Here is a 19,984-nt window from a genome sequence, read left to right as displayed (position 1 = left end):
TACATTTTCCGTTACATAAGCTTAAGTTTTGTGACCGCCATCTCCGACAATTCTTCTTTATAAAGCTCTCCGGAGATCTCACCCTTTTTCAGGACAATTACTCTGTGGCACAGGGAGACCAGTTCCTGCAGATCATTGGTAATCAGCAATACTGCCGTGCCGCTTTTGCTGTATTCCAATATTCTTTCCAGCGTCTTTCTTCGTTCCTTTTGCTCCATCCCGTTGGTAGGGTGGTTCAAAAGCAGCAGCTTCAAGGTTTTATCCTGCCATCGGCCAAGCAGCAGCTTTTGCCGGACATTGCCGCCTACCTCATTAAGAGTATTCTTGGCAAACTCACTGATGTTTTCTTTTTCGCACCAGTCCTTTGCCAGATATCCGGCAATGCTGGGCTTCAGGTATCCAAACTTATTTTTTGCTGTCTGCATCTGCAGAAAGGTGAGATTGTCCTGTACCGTCTGGTTTTCCAAAAGAAACCGATCCCTCTCTTCGGGGACAAACCCAATCCCCATACGCACTGCCTCCTGTGGATCTTTCACTGTAACAGGCTGACCGCAGAAATATAAGTTTCCCGACCGGCACGTTTTACAGCCATAGAGAATATCTCCCAACTCTTCCTTTCCCGCGTCATCTGCCCCTGTCAGTCCCAGAATTTCTCCCTGCGCTATGGAAAAACTAACCTTCTTCAGATAAATCCCCCTGATATCCTCCAGGCGGAGTATTTCCCTTCCCAGATGCGTCTCCGGGATCTTGCCGGCCTCTCTGTCCTTTGTGCCCAGAACCAGGTTCATAATATGGGCCTCCGAGCAGCTGCCGTTTTTTACCGTGCCCGCAATCCTCCCTCCTCTTAGAACCGTTATCCTTCCGCACTCCTCTGAAAGTCTGGGCAGATTCTGTGAAATCACGATACATGATATTCCATTCAGACACTGCTTCTTAATAATCCCCCAGAACAAATTAACGTCTTCAGGCTCCATGCCGATTTCGGTATCATCAAAAATCAGTATTTTGGGATTATAAGTAAGGGCTTTAGCAATTGACATAAACTTTTTCTGGCTCCTGGTCAGTTTCCCCATAGCCATCCCAGGAGGCAGGGGATATCCCATCCCCTCCAGCAGCTTAATGGTTTTGCCTTCCATCTCCCGCCTGCGAAGCAGGACACGTTTTGATGCCTCCTTTCTCAGCGTAAAGATATATTCCGCGATACTCATAGTGCTGATTGTGTCCGGATCCTGAGGCACCATAGCGATTCCCATATTCATTGCCATTTCCGCTGATGTAAGACTTACCTTCTGGTTTTCCAGAAAAATAACGCCCTCATATTCCTGCTGCCATCCGGCGATAACCCGGGCAAGAGTAGATTTGCCGGCCCCGTTGTTCCCAATGATCCCATGAATCTCGCCTTCAAACAGATTAAAATAAATGTTGGAGAGTACTTTGTTTCCATAGAGTCTCTGGGTAATGGACTGTAACCTTAAGATTTCCCTGTTCATCTTTATCCTCCGGTCATATTTTAATTATAAAAAGGCGGTCCATTTTAAAAAACAGACCGCATTATGAAAAGGTGTTCTTTTTTATGATTTTAACTCCTGGCAGATAAGAGGCAATACCACCTCTACTTCTGTGCCGATCCCCTTTGTGCTGTGCACATGAATCCCGTAATCCTCCCCATGTAGTATACGAATTCTCTCATTTACATTGTATAGGGCAATGCCGGTCCTCTCACCGGTCCTGCCCGAGGCGTATCCCCGCTGAAGCTGTTCCTCAATCCGTTCCAGAGTTTTCTCATCCATCCCCAGGCCGTCGTCGCTGACTGTAATAATTAATCGGCTCTCTGTTGCCATAACCATGATGACAATGGTTCCTCCTCCCCGCTTTGTCTCCAGTCCGTGACATACTGCGTTTTCTACTATAGGCTGCAGCACCATATGGGGCACCTGATACTGTCTCAGCTGGGGATTTTCTTCATCAATATATGTTACAAGCCGGATCTTATTGGAAAACCTGTACTTCTGTATCACGAAATAATTATCGATATTGGTCAGCTCTTCCTGCAAAGTAACGGTAAGACTCCGGTTATCAATGTTATACCGAAAGAGATTTGCCAATGCTTTTGTCATATTAGCAGCATTTTTCGATCCTTCCCGCAGAGCCAGACCCCGGATTGACTCAAGGGTGTTGTACAGAAAATGAGGATTTATCTGATTTTGAAGTGCATTTAGCTCTGCCTGGCGCTTCAGTATCTCTGACTGGTATTCCCTGGAAGTCAGATTCTCAACATGTGTTATCATGGAATTAACAGCCCGTCCCGCAGAAGCCAGCTCACTGGAATCATCAATCTCTACTTCCAATCCCTGATTGCCGTTAAGAATCCCATTGATTGCGTGTTCCACATGTATCACAGGATCGTATACCTTCTTTTTAAAGACCGCAAACGTGCCCAACAGAAGAATCAAAAGTATACAGACCGCGGCCCCCAGCAGCCAGAGGTAGCCGGTAAATTCTGTTTCCAGTTTTTCATTTTTGACACAGAGCATCCCATAAAAGCCATATGTACTGCTCTTCTGCAGAAATACTGTGTAAGACGGGATTCTAATGGATTTACCCTGGTAGTTTTCCCTGAGTTTTTCCTTAACCTCGGAGAAATCTGGCCTCAAGTATCCCTGAGGGTATACCGTATTGCTGTCCGGAGTATATATGTAAAATTCACAGGCAGAGTCTATGGAAACATCCAGGGTACTGGAGACCATAATATTTTTCTCTGCCTCCGAATGCATCCACCCCAGCTGAAGACTTCCCACACGGTAACGGGAACTGCTGCTGGTTCCCAGCAAAAGCTTCTGTCCCTTCCCTGGCTCTGTCAGCTGTCCTTTATGACTTTCCAAAAACCCCAAAAACAGTGCTTCCTCTCTTGGAAAACAGGTGATTTCCCCATTCTCCCAGACGGCCAGTCCATCCGCCCCATCAAAGGCCTGAACCAGTTCCTCCCTGTGCTCCCGGGGAATCTCTGCTGCCTCTTCTGCCAGTCCGCTGAGAAGTGCACATTTCTTTTCTATCTCACCGGTCACGTAGGAAACCATTGTCTCATATGCACTGTTTTTCTCCCTCCGGGCCTCCCGGGCTGCAATCTGAAACGCAGCCAGCGCAAACCCCGTGATCAACAGTATCATACAAAACCCCCACCCCAGCAGAATCCCCCTAAGTCCTGCCTGCACATGATAATATTCTTTCCTTTTTTGGTACCAAGTTCTGACTTTATCCACAGTTTTCATATCTTATCCCGCATATATAACTTTCTGTAATCCCTGGGAGATATCCCCACCATTTTTCGAAATAACTTGCTGAAATATTTGGAATCCTCATAGCCCACCTGCTCTCCCACCTCTGTCACTTTGTACTCCAGATTCTTTAAAAGCTCCTTGGCCATTTCTATCCGGTATTCCGTCAAAAATTCATTAAAATTCATTCCCGTTTCTCTTTTAAAAATAGCACTGAAATAGGTTGGGCTTAAGTATACCTGTTCCGCCACATCCGCCAGGCGGATATCTTTATTATAATTCTTTCTGATGTACTCTTTTGCAATGTTGGCCAGACGATTCTCCTTTAATACAGACTGCTCTTTACAGGACAATAGAATTTCCTGTATCTGCCCATTCGTCTTTCTGATAATCTGAGCGACACTGCTGCAGCAGCGCAGTTCTCTGCACATTCGTTCTATAAGCCCCCGCATATCCGCCACCTCTGCCCCCAGATAGCTCAGTCCCTGAAGTACCTCTGTCAGAATTCTCAGGTGCAGCTGATAGTACATATCCGGATCTGCCTCTTTCGGTATATTTTCATAAAGCTCCCTGGCAGCATCTCCAATCTGTTCCCAGTCCATAAGCTCCAGACGTTCCTGCAGTTCCTTCACCTTTTTCATGCTCAGAAGCTCCTCCACCTTACAAGGGGCGAATGCAGCTGCATCATATTCCAATATCTTCCCGCATCCTTTTAGAATCCGCATGCTGCAGGCCTTCTCCGCTTCTTTTACCAAGGCAGGCACCATGGCAGGCACCCGTGCGGTACCGCTGAGTCCTGCCGTCACCACGCCCTCATTAAGAGCGGACGCGTGAGCCTGCATTTTAAGAAATGCCTTCCCTACTTCCTGCCCGGTTTCCTCCTCTGTGCCGTTTAAGAGCACCAATTGGCTTTCCTTCGTTTCTGCAGTATACCAGACCATTGATTCAGGAAGGCAGGTACAAAAATAGTCGACACACTTTCCGGTAAGATACCTGGACTCCTCCTCTGTGATGCTTCCGTACGGATTATCCCATCGCAACACCGCAGCCCGGTACAGATCGCCGCAAAATTTTGCCCCGAACACCCTATTAATCTCTTCTTCTGTTATTTCCTTCAGTCCATACTTTGCAGTCTCTCTTCCCTCCAGAAAATCCGTCAAAAACTGATGCCACAGCCTCTGCCTGCTGTCCACAAGCTGCTGGTTCAGTGCCTGCTTCTCCTTTGACTGTTCCATTGCAATTTCATTTTTTTCCTGAATTTTCAAGAGGATATTCAGAAGCTCCTCTTCTTCAATGGGTTTCAGCAGATAGGCAGCTGCTCCCAATCGGATGGCTTCCTGTGCATAAGAAAAATCTTTATAACCGCTTAAAATCAGAAACTGAGCCTCGATTTTCTCCTCTCTTGCCTTTTTAATCATCTCCAACCCGTCCATTCCAGGCATACGAATATCCGTTATTACAACATCCGGATGCTTATCGCAGATCGCCTCATAGGCTTCCTCCCCATCATACACACAGCCCAGGAGCTGCATCTGATATTCTTCCCAGTCAATTAAGGAACAGATTAGATCACAGATAATCTCTTCATCATCAACAACTAATATTTTTAACATGTTACGTCCCGCCCATCCTATGTATTTTCTGTGGTAACATCTTACCAAATTTTTATTAACTATATTAATTTTATCACATAATTTCAACAATGTATTATGAATTATTATCCAATTGTTTCCAAAGAAAAAAGCCCTGAATCCCTTCAAGGCTTTATCATCTCTATCTCATAAAAAATATTTTAATTCCCACATGAAATCCCCTTCAATGCCTACCAGTTCATTTGCCAGGTCCATGCTCTCTTTCGATGCACCGCTATACTTGTTCCTGTCTTCGCTGATAGACTGAATTCCCATATTACAGCCGTCCATCAGAAGCTTGGCAATCTGGTTTCTGTCGTCCTTAAGCATCAGCTTTATCTCTGTGGTAAACCAGGAGAATACAGAAGCAGCAGCTCCAGGCTCCTTGCCCGTCTCTCCATATCTCTGCAGAAGTTCTGAGGATTTGTCCTCAATTTTTTTGTGCTTATCCCGGTAAACCGCAACTACCTGGCTCAGCTTCTCATCCTCAATGTAGTCACTGACCTGATCCATACTGTTCACTGCCATTTTGCAGCCGGAATTACATTCCTCCAGGAGTTTTTTTGTATGTTCTTCCATAGGAGTACCTTCTTTCTGCCTTTTTCTTTTAGTATCAGCATATTTTTTCTAATCTATACCTGATTGGTCAAAAAATATAATGTACCGCTATGGCAAGGTTCAGATACCCGGCAAAAGTAAGCCACACTAGATAAGGGATCAATAATCGTGCAGCTGTCTCATTGATATCCTTAAACTGCTTTATCGTCAGGCAGACAAGGTACCAAAGCAGGAGCAGCCATGCAAATGCCAGAAGGTATGCATCAAACCTGAAAAAGATTACAGACCATAAGGCATTTACCAGAAGCTGCACTCCGTAAAGTTTTAAAGCCTGCGCTTTTCCGGGTGCATCGGACTCATAAATGATATAGGCGGCAACCCCCATAAGTATAAACAAAATATTCCACACTACCGGAAATACCCATCCCGGAGGGGCAAGGGGAGGCTTATAAAGACTGCTGTACTTCTCCATACTATCAGAAGCAAGAAATGCTGAGACAGCCCCTGTGCCAAGACTGATAAGCAGGCTTACGAGCAGAGGCTTCCACTGTATTTTTTTCACAACAAATACTCCCGAACTGCTTTTTACTATTATATTCGGAAGTCCTTACCGCATGAGTACTTTCTTAGTTCCCAAGCGCACTCTCCCGGTACGCCCCGGGAGTCATGCCCGTACTCTTTTTAAAACTGCTGCTAAAGTATTGAGAGGAATTGAATCCCACCAGAAATGCTACCTCATAGGTTTTAATGTCCGGTCTTGCCAGCAGCTTTTTGGCATTATCAATTCGGATTTGATTTAGCAGGCTGACATATGACGTTTTCTTATACTTTTTGATGGAATTGCCTAGATAACTGGCGCTCAGGTTCACATGTCTGGCCACATCATTCAGATTTAAATCCGGATCCGGAAAGTTTTCTTTAATATATTCTACTGCCTGATTTACCCGTTTTTCAATGTCCGTAGTATTCTGGGAATCTAAATAGCTGTATAGATTATTAAAATACATATCTGCCGCTTCTCTCAGTTCCCACAGATTCCTGGCGGCTATCATCCTGGAAAACAGCTGTCCATACTGTTTCAGAAAGGTTTCATACAACTCTCCCTCTTCCGTCATTTCCCAGCAAAACCGCAGAAGCTCTACAAGCAGGAACTGTACTGACGGCAAGTTTGTCTTCCCTGTTCTTTTTAATTTCTGAAACAAGCTTTCCACTTCCTGGCGTATTTTTTCCGAACTTCGCTGCTGAACGCCCTCCTGCAGCCTTTTTCTGACAGCTGGAAGCTCCACGTCATAATCCGCAGCCTTGCCTTGAACCTCCGTGTACAGAATGACGCTCCGGTTTCCATATCCATACCGCTGCTCCAATGCATAAACCGCTTCCTGGTAAGAGGACGGCAGCCTATCTGCGCCATGGCACACCCTGCCCACACCCCCGGCAAGAAATACGGTATCCTCCTTAGCAATCTCTTCCATTATTCCGGTAATACGTTCCACAATTTTTTTGCCTGAATTCCTGTCCATATATTCGAATACTAATACAATCCGGTTGCTTTGCAGGAACAGGCTGCAGTCTTTCTCCCTGCTAATGCGTGTCCGCAGCTTGTCGGCCGCCATGCGCAGCGCCACTTCATCCTCAATCAATGCATTTTTTCCGCCCTCCTTTTCACCGGGTATCCTTCTCAGATACAGGATAACTGCCTGGAAATAATTCAGACGGGAACAAATACCGCTGTTTTTTATAGTTTCTTCCTCTGCAGTTCCGTAGAGAGTCACCTCCTCCAGATTTTTCTCCTGAATCATCCCCAGGTTTCTCTGAATCCTGCTTCGGTAATTTCTCTCTTCCTCCAATGCATCTGCCGCACGCCTCACAGCCTCCAGCACTTCCTCATTGGTAAAAGGCTTTGTAAGATATTCAAACACCTGAAGCTTGACTGCCTTCTGTGCATATGCGAATTCTTTGTATGCCGTCAGCATTATAATTTTTATCTCCGGATAGGTCTGTCTCACAGCATAAGAAAATTCGATGCCATCCATAAAGGGCATATTGATATCAACAATCACAATATCCGGTTTCTCACGCTCCACATACTCCAGAGCCATCTCTCCGTCATAGACAAGCCCCGTTATCTCAATATTATTCTCCTCCCACGGAATACAAGTCCCCAATCCCCTGCAGATAATCTCATCATCATCTGCAATTAAAAGTTTATACATGTCCGCCGCCCCTTTCAATCCCGCTTTTTCTCACAGGAAGCCTTACTTCCGCTCTTGTATATATCCCTTCTTCACTGCTGATGGAAAGCCCGTAAGGCTCCCCATACTGCATCCGGATCCTCTGGTGTACATTAATGACCCCAATGTGATCCGCGGCCTGAATATTCCCCGCAGAGCTGAGTTTCTTTTGAAGTGCTCCCAGCTTCTCTTTTTCTATTCCTGCACCATTATCCCATACCGCGAGAACGATCATTTCCTCTTCCTGATACCCCAGGACTTTAATAAAGCCCTTTTTTCTCTGCCGCTTAATACCGTGGTACACCGCGTTTTCCACCAGCGGCTGAAGGGAAAATTTGATAATCTCATTCTCCATGATTTTCTCATCCACCTCTACAGAATACTCATATTTCGAACTATACCTGAGTTTGAGGATCTGGAGATAACAGGTCAGATGTTCTGTCTCCTCCCGGATGGTCACCTGGTCATAGATTCCGCTGAGACTTAATTTGTAGAATTTCCCAACCGCAGTAAGCATCTCAATTCCGTTGGGATCCCCCATCTCCACCAGGAATTTGGCCGCCTCCAAAGTATTATATAAGAAGTGCGGCTTTATCTGCATCTGCAGCATTTTCACATAATTCTTCCGGCTTTGGATCTGCTCTTTTTCAATATCAGCCATCAGCTGCTGAATCTCATCCATGAGCTGATTGTAAGTCGCTGCAAGCACCCCTACCTCATCTCTGTATCTGGGGTGAAAGCGATGAATAATCTGCCTGGTATGCCGGTTAGCCTCAATGATTTCCGTCATTTTTTTGATGGGCTTTGTGACAATAAATACAATATAGGATACGCAGATAAAGAGCACAATCCCTGTGGTAAATATGATTACAATGATATACTTCGAGAGTACCTTTGCACTGCTGCTGATACTGCTTTTTGCTGTAACCATAGAAAGCTTCCACTGGTTGACAGACAGCTGGCTGCTCATGGCAACACTGCTGCCAATCTCCTCTACTTCTTCCCAGCCCTCAAACTTCATCAGCGCCTTCTGTTCCTCATGGGTATACTTTCTCCATTGTTCAGGCTGTCCAAACACTGCGTGCTCCCTGTCAAACTGAAGCATAAGTGTACTGTCGCCCCCTCCAAGTTTCTCCAGATATTTGCGGATCGCCTCCTCTCTGAGATTTACAATCAGCATACTTTTCACTTCTCCATATCTGTAAACCGGCATTATAATACTGATTACCGGCTCCTTATCACTGGAAAAAAAGTAACTGTCCGGCACAGGAGCCCCCCACTGGCATTGCTTTGTCACCTTATTATCTCTCAGGATTTTCTCAAAAAGAGGCTCCCCGTTGAGCTTGAGGTACTCGTCCAGCACAAACGTATAGTCCTGGCTGCCATTGAGAATCAGCATGGAATTAATGAACTGATAGTTATTGTCTGCTGCTATGAGCTGGTTAAACATGCCCTGATATACAATATACTGGCTGATATAATCGTCGGAATCCTCTTCTCCGTCATTGAGAATCTGCCGGCTCAGCACTTCATCCCGAATAGGAACCATCTCGTTAACAATATCCTCCATGGCCTGGTTTAGATTAATAGCCATCTGCTGTACCGTTTTTAAGTTTGATTCCGATATGTTCTCCTCAAATTTGTTTGACACGATGGAGGTAAATACCAGCCCGTTGAAAACCTGAAGAACAACCACTACCACAAACAGCAGCACCACCATTTTAAAACGCAGCGAATGGTTCTGAAACCATTCCATCCATCTCTTCATCAGAGTTCTCCTCCTGACCTCTTCTATCCGGAAACGCCAAATAGAGGCACAGCCAGACAGATAAAGAAATCTTTCTTTTTCTGTCTGGCAGCCTCATTTTTGTGCCTCCATTCTATGCCACTATATCTATTTCCATTTACTAACTTGTGTCAAAAATACTCCTTACCGCTCAGCATGCCGCCTCTTTCAAGGCTTGGGATATCAGGGGACATACTGATTCCCGGTTCCTGAGGCAGATAAAACCTGCCGTTCTTCTCCTCCGGCCTGAGTTCCATAATATCGTAAAACGGCCGCATGACAGGAACCAGATACTCTACCATGTCTTCTTCTCTGCCAGTAGCAATAAAGGACGCAGTCAGATGGGAATACCCGCCGGATGTAAGCTCCAGATTGTGCTCCACTGCCAGCCGCTTTGTCTTCATCCAATCCTCCACCGAGCTGAGATTGCTGGGAATCGGCTGCAGCTGAGCAACTCCTGCCCTTACGTAGGATTCCATAGGATAATAGCACCTGGGAGACTCCCCCATAGCTATGGGTATCGGCGACTGTTTTGTCAGCTTGGCAAGCTCTGTCATATCATAGGAATGAACCGGCTCCTCAAACCAGGCAATATCAAACTTTTCCACTTTGTCAGCAAATTTCAGCGCATCTTCTGCATTCCAAAGCTGATTCACGTCTATAGCCAGTCTTGCCTCACGGCCAAGCAGGGAGCGCACCTTCCGCACCCGCTCCACATCCCTGTCAATGCAGGTGCCAAAAGAACCGGCACATTTCATCTTGAACGTGGTATATCCTCCTGCCTGGAAAGACTTTATTTCCTCTTCCATCTCCCGGTCTGACAGATTCGTACCGCATCCGCTGGCGTACACTTCAACCCAGTCTCTGTCAGCTCCCAGAAAGCGGTGGAGGGGAAGATTTTCTTCTTTTGCCATCATATCATGAAAGGCCAGATCCAGTCTTCCCAGTTCCACTGCTGCTTCGCTTGAAAAACCGCAGTTTCGGACTGCCCAGTAGAGCATATGGTACCAGTCCTTATAGCTTTTCTCTTCACTTCCTACAATGAGCTTCAAAAACTGTTTCATTCTTCCTGAACAGGGACACTGCCCCGCCGTGCCATTTTGATTGTACAGGATCAGCCAGGCATCCACGGGAACCGTGTCAAACGGTCCCCCTGTAGAATCCCAGAACTCTCTGGGCAGTTTCAGCGGACGAAATCCGTATAGCTCTGCCCGGACAAACCTGACTTTTTCCTGGTAAGCTTTTCTATAATCTACCTTTTCCATTGCCCTATTTATTTGCCTCCAGATACTCTTTCTGCGCTGCTGTCAGATAATCTGCCCATTCCTTCAAGACTTCCTCAGATGTCTTCTCCTTCAGCAGTACGGCCTGGAATCCAGGCTCCTGATATTTGCTTCTGAATTCATTCCACTGAGTAAGCCATACCGGATGGGTAAGGAATTTTACATTTTCAGCCTCCATCAGCTCCCTGTAAACACCGTTGTAGGGATCGTTTTTATACCATTCTTCATCATAAATCAAGTTATTGATAGGAACTCTGCCTTCCTGCTCACAGAGATAGGAAGCCCCCTCGCATGAGACCAGATATTCAATAAACGCAATAGCCCCTTCCTTATTTTTAGCATTTTCCATTACCGAATATCCTGTGAAAGACAAATTCTTGGTTACCACATTTCCCTGTTTATTAGCAGGCGCAATTACATTTTCAAAGTTTCCTTCCCCCAGATTCTTTTTATGTTCTGCAAGGGAGGATGAATTGTGGCTGATATACATACTGGTCTTAGAACCGAATTCAGCTACCATTTCTTTAAAACTGTTTGTTACACTGTCTTTGGAAGTCCATCCATTCCAGTATATACTTGCATACTTATCCATGGCCTCCGCAAAAATGGGCTGGGAAAGAACACAATTTCCTTCTTCATCAAACATACTGTCCTGATCTGCGTAAGTAAAAATAAAATCAAACAGATTCTCCATAGAACCGGCCCCGCCCCTCAGAGAGTAGAAGTAAGAACCATTGTCCGGATCTGCATATTTTTCGCAGTCCTCCATAAATTCATCCAGTGTCTTAGGCACTTCAATGCCTTTTTCTTTCATCAGCTGCGTATTGCACCAGGAAATATCTGTGGTAATATACTGGGGCAGGCAATACAGTTTCTTATCAATGGAACATAGACGAGTTGCCTCGATTACAGCCTCATTCAGATTCTCCTTTTCAGGAAATTCTTCATACACATCGTCCAGGCACATCAGGGCATCCTGATTAATAAACGAGGAAACATCCATATCACGGATACTCACTACATCCGGCACAGTGTTCGTCGCCACTGCTGTATTGTATTTCTGCAGATAGGAATCAGCGGGCAGCCCTACATACTTCACCTCATACTGAGGATATTTATCCTCAAAGCGTTTTATCAGCTCCTCAAATATCGGGTTTGATGTAGGGTTCCCATCATGGTACCAGAATTCTATGGTTTGCTTTTCCCCGGATGCCTCCTGCTGCTTTCCCTCGTCCTTGCTCCCGGAAGATGTCTTTTCCCCGCCATTGCCTCCGCAGCCTGCCAGCATTGTCACACTCAGTACACCTGTCAGAAGTAACCCCATAAGTCTTTTCTTTCTCATTGCAATTCTCCTTTACTCTTTTATTTTAAATGTTCCTTCTATATCCCGCCAGTTTTTTTCCGCATAATCCAGAAGATACTCTGCCTGTTCCTTAGACATCTCCGGAAAATGCAGGAATAAACTGTGAGAGCCGTAACGTTTGACCAGTCTGTCTGCATTATTCAGCCAGTCTTCAAATTCCCCGGTATATACCTTCACCCATATAGATTTTCCTGCGGCTATGGCCTTATCATAAATCTCATCCCATTTTTCCAGGGTTCCGTCCGGGCCTGCGTCCCCGCTTGTCCACTGGATTGCATCGATACCATCAACTTCAAGAATGGCATCCAGGTGCTTGATATTGTCCGGCCCGTCCAGATGGTAAACCACCTGATCCAGCTTCGACGCCTGTTCCTTCAGGGAGTCCAATACAAACTTCCGGAAATGATCCGGGGATATCATCGCTCCAAAATCACACTGCAGTTTAGCTGTCTTTCCCTCCCCCCAGATCTGGAATACCATATAGGCACTGCCCTGATCTTTTTGGTTCCGCACAAGTTCATAAAATCTGTCATAGTATTCAAAGTAGAGATCCCCAATCTGTTTTACCCGGGCTTCAATTTCTTCCGGTTCCTCTATCAAGTCATAAATCATAGGCATTGGGCCTCTCAGTGCTGCTATCACATCCAGATTCTCCATCAAATCCGGAATACAGACATAAAAGTCGTCCCCAGCCAGCGCCGCACACTCCTTTGTAAGTTCCATATGACGCTTAAACCACGGGTTGTCCTCCCGGAATGCAAAGGGCGGCTGCCCCTCCCAATCGTCAATGCAGGGTTCAAACCAGATGGTATCATCATTAAATACAATGTCTGATCCCAGATAGGCCGCCATACTTCCCGGTCCGAAGTCCACATTCATATTCGGAAAGCTTTCTCCCAGGAACTCATGAGTCTCACAAAAATGCCGGTATCTTCCCACTATTTTTTCTGCGTTCAGGTATTTTTCCTCGGGGGTTTTACAGTTTAATTCTTCCGGAAGGCAGTAATACCGCCCCTCACTGCGGCACACATCGGCAGCCTCCTTAGTTTGCGCAGCCTCCTCTATCTCCGGTTTTCTGGCTATCACGCACATGAGAGGTCTCCCTGTGTTCTCATGCTTCCAGTACCGCCGCCATTTTTCCTTTGTCTCTTCCCAGTTTTCCTTATATCTCATCTATGTATTCTCCTTATGGTTATTGTTTTAACCCTTTACAGCCCCGGCGGACATCCCCTCTACCAGGTATTTCTGAATATAACAGAATATCAGCAGTACCGGTATCAGTGCAACGATTGTTCCCGCAGCCAGCCCTCCATAATTTACAGTGAACTCACCTTTCATCATACTCAGCCCAACCGGAAGGGTAAACTTACTGGAATCATTAATAAAATTCAAAGCATATACAAACTCGTTCCAGGAATTCACAAATGCAAATGCGCTGCTGGATACCACACCAGGCATAATGGATGGAACCACAATTTTAAATATGGCTTTCCAAATAGAACATCCGTCAATCTGAGCCGCTTCCTCCAGCGTAGCCGGAATCCCTGAAAAGAATCCACTCATCATAATCATACAGAACGGCAGATTTACCGTAGTATTCGTAATAATCAGAGACCAAAGATTATTAATCAGCCCCAGCTTGTTAAATATGGTAAACAGAGGAATCAATATTACAACGCCTGGCAGCATCTGCGTAATCAAAAGCATAAAAAATGTAAGTTTTTTGCCTCTGAACTTGTATCTTGAGATTGCAAATCCTCCCCAGATTGACACAATCATAATGATGACTGTAGTTACCACCGAGACTATCAGACTGTTCACAAAGTATTTATCAAAGCCCATACTTGCCAGCATATTCTTATAGTTGTCCAGAGTAAACGGCGTGGGCAGATATCGGATAGGAAGTTCCATGATGCTGCCCTCCTCCTTCAGTGAAGTACACAAAAACCAGTAGAAGGGGAAGATAATAAAAGCCGTAAACAGTAGAATCGGCAGATAACAGCCGAAGAATTTACGCAGCCCTTTTTTTGTCTTTTTATTCATTAGTAGTACTCCTCCTCTCCATATTTTCCAACCTTAAGATAGATGGCAGAAAAGATCAGCAGGGCCAGAATCATCAGCACAGCCATGGCAGAAGCATATCCCGCATCCAGAGTATCATTAAAGACCATCATGATATATACCGGAATGGTAAGAGTTGAGAAATTGGGTCCTCCCTTTGTCATTCCATAGATGATATCTACCACATTCAATGTCCAGATTGTACGAAGTAAGATCGTCAGCAGTAAGGTATCCTTTATAAGCGGCAGTGTTATCTTCCAGAACTTTGTCCAGGCATTTGCCCCGTCTACATCGGCAGATTCATATATTTCAACTGATATGGTCTGAAGGCTGGAAAGTATACTGATAGCAAAAAAGGGAATTCCTCTCCAGGTATTGGCTATTGTCAGCGCCCACATGGAAAGTGTTCCGTCGGAAAACCACGACATACGATGATCCAATATTCCAAACTTCATCAGCAAATCTCCCACTACCCCAACACTTTCGTTAAACATAAAGCTCCAGATCAGAGCTACCAGAATTCCTCCCACAGCCCAGGGGGTAAACATCAGGGCACGGAATAATCCTCTCCCTTTAAATTTCATATTCAGCAGCAGGGCAACCAGAAGGCCAAAAAATGCCTGCAGCCCCACATTTACTACCGTCCACCAGAGTGAATTGCCCGCTGCTTTTATAAACGTCTCATCCTGCAGCAGGGTTTTGAAATTGTCCAGCCCCACAAACCCTGCATCCTTCATATTCGTGAGTACATGATTTTGAGTACTAAGAAAAAATGTATTAAAAATCGGATACAGCATAAATATCCCAATGATCGCAAATGTGGGAAGCAGCATCAGATACGGCCGGGCGTTTTTTCCAAATATTTTTTTCTTCATTTTCTACCTCCTTCGTTCGGGGGCCTTCCTTGTGCTGTCAGCCCTCTGCGAATGTTTCTAAAACAAAATTAAAGTTTTGACTGTATCCTGCCCGTCCGCCAGGGTTTCTTCAAACGCCCTCTGAATCTCTTCCACCGGATATTTCCTGGAAATCATAAGCTCTTCGTTAATTTTTCCCTCTCTGAGCCACTCCATCACCTTCGGAAATCTGCGGCAGTTCATCCTGGATCCCACAATCGTCAATTCCTTTTTTGTGATTTTAACCGGCGGTATCCCTGCAGGCTCTCCGTCAAACCCAATGACGGCCAGCCGGCCGGCCGGCGCCGCCAGGTCAGGCATCTGCTCAGTCAGAGCTGCAATCCCTACCGCGTCTATCACCACGTCTGCACCTCCGGGGGCAAACCCCTCAACAGCATCCTCCAGAGAGTGTACTCTGCTGTATACAGTATCGTCCGCACCGGCTTCCTTTGCTCTGGATAGTTTGGAGTCAACCACATCTGATACCAGAACCTCTGCCCCAATCCCTTTTATGGCTTGTACAATGCAAAGTCCAATGGTTCCGCTGCCCATAACAACCACTTTGTCTTCAGGCATAATCCCGGTCCTTGCCACTATATTGGCGGCAATAGAAAATGGTTCCGCCAAAGCTGCCGCTTCAAAGGAAACATCTTCCCCAAACGGATAGAGATGACTTTCCTCCACTACAATATAATCTTGAAATCCCCCGTCCATCTGCACACCATAACACTTTACGCTGCTGCACACATTCACATGGCCGCATTTACAGGTTTTACACTCTCCACAGGCAAATACCGGATCCAAAACCACCCTGTCGCCTGTCTTCACCCGGGTCACCTGCGCTCCTGTCTCTCTTACAATCCCGGATAATTCATGTCCCATAACACGGGGAAGCTCTACATCATCCCTCTCTCCCCGAAAAATATGTAAGTCCGTTCCGCAGATTCCCACGGCTTTCACTTCTACCAGCACCTCATCGGGATGCATAATCACCGGTTTCTCTGTCTCTTCTATCTCAATTTTTCCCGCACTTATAAGCTTTGCTGCTCTCATCTTCTTTTCCTCTTTTCCATGATTTCAAACACTCCCGCCTTTACGGCTGCTTTCCGATGTATGCCAGGATACCTCCGTCTACATACAAAATATGTCCGTTAACAAAGTCGGACGCCGAAGATGCCAGAAATACAGCCGGACCAGCCAAATCTTCCGGAGTGCCCCACCGTGAAGCCGGTGTTCTGGAGATAATAAACTGATCAAAAGGATGCCTCTCGCCATTCTCCTGAGGCCTTCTCAGAGGTTCTGTCTGAGGGGTGGCAATATAGCCCGGGCCAATCCCGTTGCACTGTATGTTGTATCCCCCATATTCTGATGCAATGTTCTTTGTAAGCATCTTCAGTCCCCCCTTGGCCGCAGCATATGCAGACACGGTCTCCCGCCCCAGCTCACTCATCATAGAACACACATTAATAATTTTGCCGTGTCCTTTTTTTATCATGCCGGGAATCACTGCCTTTGCCATAATAAAGGGAGCGTTTAAATCTATATCCACTACCTTTCGAAATTCCTCTACACTAGTCTCATGCATTGGGATCCGCTTAATAATTCCTGCATTGTTTACCAGTATATCTACCGTCCCCAGAGTCTTTGCGATCTCTGCAGTCATGGTACGAACTTCCTCCTCCTGTGTTACGTCACAGAGATATCCCTGGGCCGTGATCCCAATCTGTTTATATTCTTCCAGTGCCTGATCCCTGTGCTCTCTGCTCCTGCAGTTAAAAGCGATCTTCGCTCCTGCCTCCGCTAATGCACGCGCCATAGCAAACCCAATTCCATAAGCACCCCCTGTAACCAGGGCTACTTTTCCATCTAAAGAGAATCTATCCTCTCTCATCTAACTCTCCTCCGTCCCGTATTGTTTTCTTATGGTGTAATCCTAACACTTTTTAATTTTTGTCTCTTTCACTTTTTAATTCTGACTGTATACTTTTTCACTTTTTTGGGAGTATTTAGCCTTTTATTTAGTACTTTTACTGCATATTTCTCTAAATTCACATCAATATACGTTGTTTTTTGCTTCCGGGTATCCAGATATTTATGTTTCTTTGTGCATTTTTCCATCAAAAAAAGCCAGTATCATACTTATGATACCAGCTCTTAATGCGCCGTTCAGAGGATTCAGCTTCCTCTGTCTTTATTATTAAATTACTTTTTAAGGAGCTTATAAAAATGTTTTTAGAACCTATATTCAGGACGAACAAATTTCAATTCACACCGCCCTCACGGACAGCGGCATCTTGGTGTTGACAACATCGTTCAGATTCAAAAATTTCAATCCACACTGCCCTCACAGACAGTGACATATGGAACGGAAATAAACCCATGGTACAATGTATTTCAATCCACACTGCCCTCACGGACAGTGACGTGATGTGCGCTTGAACAATATCTATGAACTGGGATTTCAATCCACACTGCCCTCACGGACAGTGACTTCATCGTGGCTGTAATCCCGATCTTCAAAGTTGTTATTTCAATCCACACTGCCCTCACGGACAGTGACCCTCACCCGCCTCCCATTCTCTGTATATGGTCATATTTCAATCCACACTGCCCTCACGGACAGTGACAACCCACTCAACAGCACGATTTGGTATCTTCTGCAATTTCAATCCACACTGCCCTCACGGACAGTGACGAACGAATTGCTAGAGATGACAAAAGTTTTAATGATTTCAATCCACACTGCCCTCACGGACAGTGACTGGATGAAGCAGCTAGTGTATTAAACCGTCTCAAATTTCAATCCACACTGCCCTCACGGACAGTGACCAGGATATTCTGTGATTGATATCGGTTGAATCCAATTTCAATCCACACTGCCCTCACGGACAGTGACAAGTTAAGAGATTAACTTAATACCGGGCAAGCGGAATTTCAATCCACACTGCCCTCACGGACAGTGACGTTTACCACCTCCCATCTAACTATTTGCACATAATAATTTCAATCCACACTGCCCTCACGGACAGTGACAATTGTCCAGGCTCGTAATATTTTCGATGCCATTATTTCAATCCACACTGCCCTCACGGACAGTGACCTTTCATACCATTACTGGTGACTCCGATCCCGGCATTTCAATCCACACTGCCCTCACGGACAGTGACGGGAGATATACCGAGCTGTCAGAGGAACTGATAATTTCAATCCACACTGCCCTCACGGACAGTGACTTTCTCCTGTATAGTCAACCAATGCCGCAATCATAATTTCAATCCACACTGCCCTCACGGACAGTGACTTTACACCACTAAGCAGATAATCCACATCAACATTATTTCAATCCACACTGCCCTCACGGACAGTGACCGGGAAGCGGTGTAATATGGATTAGGAATGAGGTATTTCAATCCACACTGCCCTCACGGACAGTGACCGCCGGCCCTTACGTCGGGGCCCCGCACCCCGTCTTATTTCAATCCACACTGCCCTCACGGACAGTGACAGCAAAAATGTACCAAATTATACCCATTCTCTCACATATATATGTGCATACCAAACAATATTAATGTTTACCCTTAACCTTTTAAGCACTTTATGTTAACTTTTTTCCAATTATCTTAGTGCGAATCTCCCAGGATTTTTATGTTCACTTGGCATTCGCACCAAACAATGTGAAAGATTAACTGCATTCTACTTTCCTGATAAATATACAGTAGCTTCTCAACATTCTCAAGTTCTTGGTATTCTTCATAGAACTTTGGCAGTGCCCTTATAAATTAGAGCCATTGTTTTTATCACATTCCCATCGTCAGGATATTTTTAGTTGAAAGAAAAAGAACACTCCCGCAGGAAAATCAAGTATAACTACTCCTGATCCCTGCCGGAATGTTCTTATTATATGCTACAAGGACTAAAACTCCGTATTAACTGACAGTCCTTAGAATATTAAATTCCGGCCAGCTTAAGAAGATCCGGTATTTTAGATTCCCAGCCTAATGCCATGATATGTACACCCTGACAGTATGGTTTACATTCTTTAATAATACGTGCAGCGATCTCTACACCAGTGATACCTGCTTTTGTTTTTTCCTTATCGGCCTTCAGTTCGTCGATCATTGATTCCGGAACATGGATACCTGCAACATTTGCATTCATGAATCTTGCCATTCCCACAGATTTCGGAATTACAATACCCAGCTGAACAGGTTTTCCGAACTGTTTTGCTTTTTCCATAAATTCAATGAATTTTTCAGGTTCATAAACTGCCTGCGTCTGGAAATAGTCAGCGCCAGCCATTACTTTTCGTTCCATCTTTGCAAGCTGTGCGTCAACAGAATCACTGCATGGTGATACTACTGCACCTTTTGCAAACTTGGGCGGTTCGCCCACCAGCTCATTTCCGCCAAGGTCATAGCCTGATTCCAGCGTTTTTACTGTATGAATCAGGGAAACAGAATCCAGGTCAAAAACAGGTTTCGCCTGAGGATGATCTCCCATCTTGGTATGATCACCGGTTAAGAGAAGCAGATTTTCAATTCCTAACATAGCAGCGCTCAAAAGATCTGACTGCAGTGCGATACGGTTTCTGTCACGGCAAGTCAACTGATAGATTGGTGTTAGTCCTTCATCCTTCAGTACCTTACATGTCGCCAGAGAGCCCAGACGCATAACGGAAGACTGGTTATCTGTTACGTTCACCGCTGTAACCCCGGTCAGATAAGTCTTTGCTTCTTCTACAAGATGGTCAATATTGGTTCCTTTCGGCGGTCCTACTTCTGCAGAAACTACAAATTCACCACGTTGAAATAATTCAGTAATATTCATTCTCCCTTACTCCTAATCATTATAAATTTGCAACCATTCAGTCCCATCATAGTTACCACGCGGGATACTACCCGCT

The 19,984-nt window shown here is 45.3% G+C and carries 15 protein-coding genes and 1 CRISPR repeat array; all 15 genes read right to left on the bottom strand.

What is annotated here, in order from left to right:
* Window positions 1-11: 11 nt before the first annotated feature.
* The 15 genes from BUA56_RS04895 to BUA56_RS04825 all read right to left on the bottom strand — a co-directional run bounded on the left by BUA56_RS04895 (window position 12) and on the right by BUA56_RS04825 (window position 19,908).
* The gene (locus BUA56_RS04895) at window positions 12-1,490 is read right to left on the bottom strand and encodes an ATP-binding cassette domain-containing protein (protein ID WP_072849503.1); all 1,479 of its coding nucleotides are present in this window, start codon (window positions 1,488-1,490) and stop codon (window positions 12-14) included.
* An 81-nt stretch (window positions 1,491-1,571) separates the two neighbouring features.
* Window positions 1,572-3,269 (bottom strand): sensor histidine kinase, encoded by a 1,698-nt coding sequence (locus BUA56_RS04890; RefSeq protein WP_072849501.1) that lies wholly within the window; start codon window positions 3,267-3,269, stop codon window positions 1,572-1,574.
* On the bottom strand, window positions 3,266-4,888 hold the full coding sequence (locus tag BUA56_RS04885; protein WP_072849500.1) for a response regulator: 1,623 nt from the start codon (window positions 4,886-4,888) through the stop codon (window positions 3,266-3,268). The genes BUA56_RS04890 and BUA56_RS04885 overlap by 4 nt, the downstream gene beginning before the upstream one ends.
* Before the next feature lie 165 nt (window positions 4,889-5,053).
* Complete coding sequence (locus tag BUA56_RS04880; RefSeq protein WP_072849499.1) at window positions 5,054-5,485, bottom strand: hypothetical protein; 432 nt, start codon at window positions 5,483-5,485, stop codon at window positions 5,054-5,056.
* 67 nt (window positions 5,486-5,552) lie between these two features.
* Window positions 5,553-6,026: a TspO/MBR family protein gene (locus BUA56_RS04875; protein WP_072849497.1), complete on the bottom strand. Its 474-nt coding sequence runs from the start codon at window positions 6,024-6,026 to the stop codon at window positions 5,553-5,555.
* 64 nt (window positions 6,027-6,090) lie between these two features.
* The gene (locus BUA56_RS04870) at window positions 6,091-7,677 is read right to left on the bottom strand and encodes a response regulator transcription factor (protein WP_072849496.1); all 1,587 of its coding nucleotides are present in this window, start codon (window positions 7,675-7,677) and stop codon (window positions 6,091-6,093) included.
* Window positions 7,670-9,463, bottom strand: coding sequence for a cache domain-containing sensor histidine kinase (locus tag BUA56_RS04865; RefSeq protein WP_072849494.1), 1,794 nt, complete (start codon window positions 9,461-9,463; stop codon window positions 7,670-7,672). The genes BUA56_RS04870 and BUA56_RS04865 overlap by 8 nt, the downstream gene beginning before the upstream one ends.
* Window positions 9,464-9,612: 149 nt before the next feature.
* On the bottom strand, window positions 9,613-10,746 hold the full coding sequence (locus BUA56_RS04860) for an enolase C-terminal domain-like protein (protein WP_072849493.1): 1,134 nt from the start codon (window positions 10,744-10,746) through the stop codon (window positions 9,613-9,615).
* 4 nt (window positions 10,747-10,750) lie between these two features.
* Window positions 10,751-12,106: an ABC transporter substrate-binding protein gene (locus tag BUA56_RS04855; RefSeq protein WP_072849492.1), complete on the bottom strand. Its 1,356-nt coding sequence runs from the start codon at window positions 12,104-12,106 to the stop codon at window positions 10,751-10,753.
* 12 nt (window positions 12,107-12,118) lie between these two features.
* The gene (locus BUA56_RS04850) at window positions 12,119-13,300 is read right to left on the bottom strand and encodes a uroporphyrinogen decarboxylase/cobalamine-independent methonine synthase family protein (protein WP_072849490.1); all 1,182 of its coding nucleotides are present in this window, start codon (window positions 13,298-13,300) and stop codon (window positions 12,119-12,121) included.
* A gap of 27 nt (window positions 13,301-13,327) precedes the next feature.
* Window positions 13,328-14,170 carry a carbohydrate ABC transporter permease gene (locus BUA56_RS04845; protein ID WP_072849489.1) on the bottom strand — a complete coding sequence of 281 codons (843 nt, stop codon included), beginning with the start codon at window positions 14,168-14,170 and terminating at the stop codon, window positions 13,328-13,330.
* Window positions 14,170-15,063 (bottom strand): carbohydrate ABC transporter permease, encoded by an 894-nt coding sequence (locus BUA56_RS04840; protein WP_072849487.1) that lies wholly within the window; start codon window positions 15,061-15,063, stop codon window positions 14,170-14,172. Before BUA56_RS04840 ends, BUA56_RS04845 begins: the two co-directional genes overlap by 1 nt.
* A gap of 57 nt (window positions 15,064-15,120) precedes the next feature.
* On the bottom strand, window positions 15,121-16,134 hold the full coding sequence (locus BUA56_RS04835) for an alcohol dehydrogenase catalytic domain-containing protein (RefSeq protein ID WP_072849486.1): 1,014 nt from the start codon (window positions 16,132-16,134) through the stop codon (window positions 15,121-15,123).
* 40 nt (window positions 16,135-16,174) lie between these two features.
* Complete coding sequence (locus BUA56_RS04830) at window positions 16,175-16,972, bottom strand: gluconate 5-dehydrogenase (RefSeq protein WP_072849482.1); 798 nt, start codon at window positions 16,970-16,972, stop codon at window positions 16,175-16,177.
* A 367-nt stretch (window positions 16,973-17,339) separates the two neighbouring features.
* Window positions 17,340-18,586: direct repeats of the CRISPR family, unit length 33 nt; unit sequence ATTTCAATCCACACTGCCCTCACGGACAGTGAC.
* A 443-nt stretch (window positions 18,587-19,029) separates the two neighbouring features.
* The gene (locus tag BUA56_RS04825; RefSeq protein WP_072849481.1) at window positions 19,030-19,908 is read right to left on the bottom strand and encodes a methylenetetrahydrofolate reductase; all 879 of its coding nucleotides are present in this window, start codon (window positions 19,906-19,908) and stop codon (window positions 19,030-19,032) included.
* Window positions 19,909-19,984 lie beyond the last annotated feature (76 nt).

This window comes from Lactonifactor longoviformis DSM 17459, assembly GCF_900129135.1.
GTDB lineage: Bacteria > Bacillota > Clostridia > Lachnospirales > Lachnospiraceae > Lactonifactor > Lactonifactor longoviformis.
Note: the sequence above shows the minus strand (reverse complement) of the source record. Positions and strands in the feature narration are given on the sequence as shown.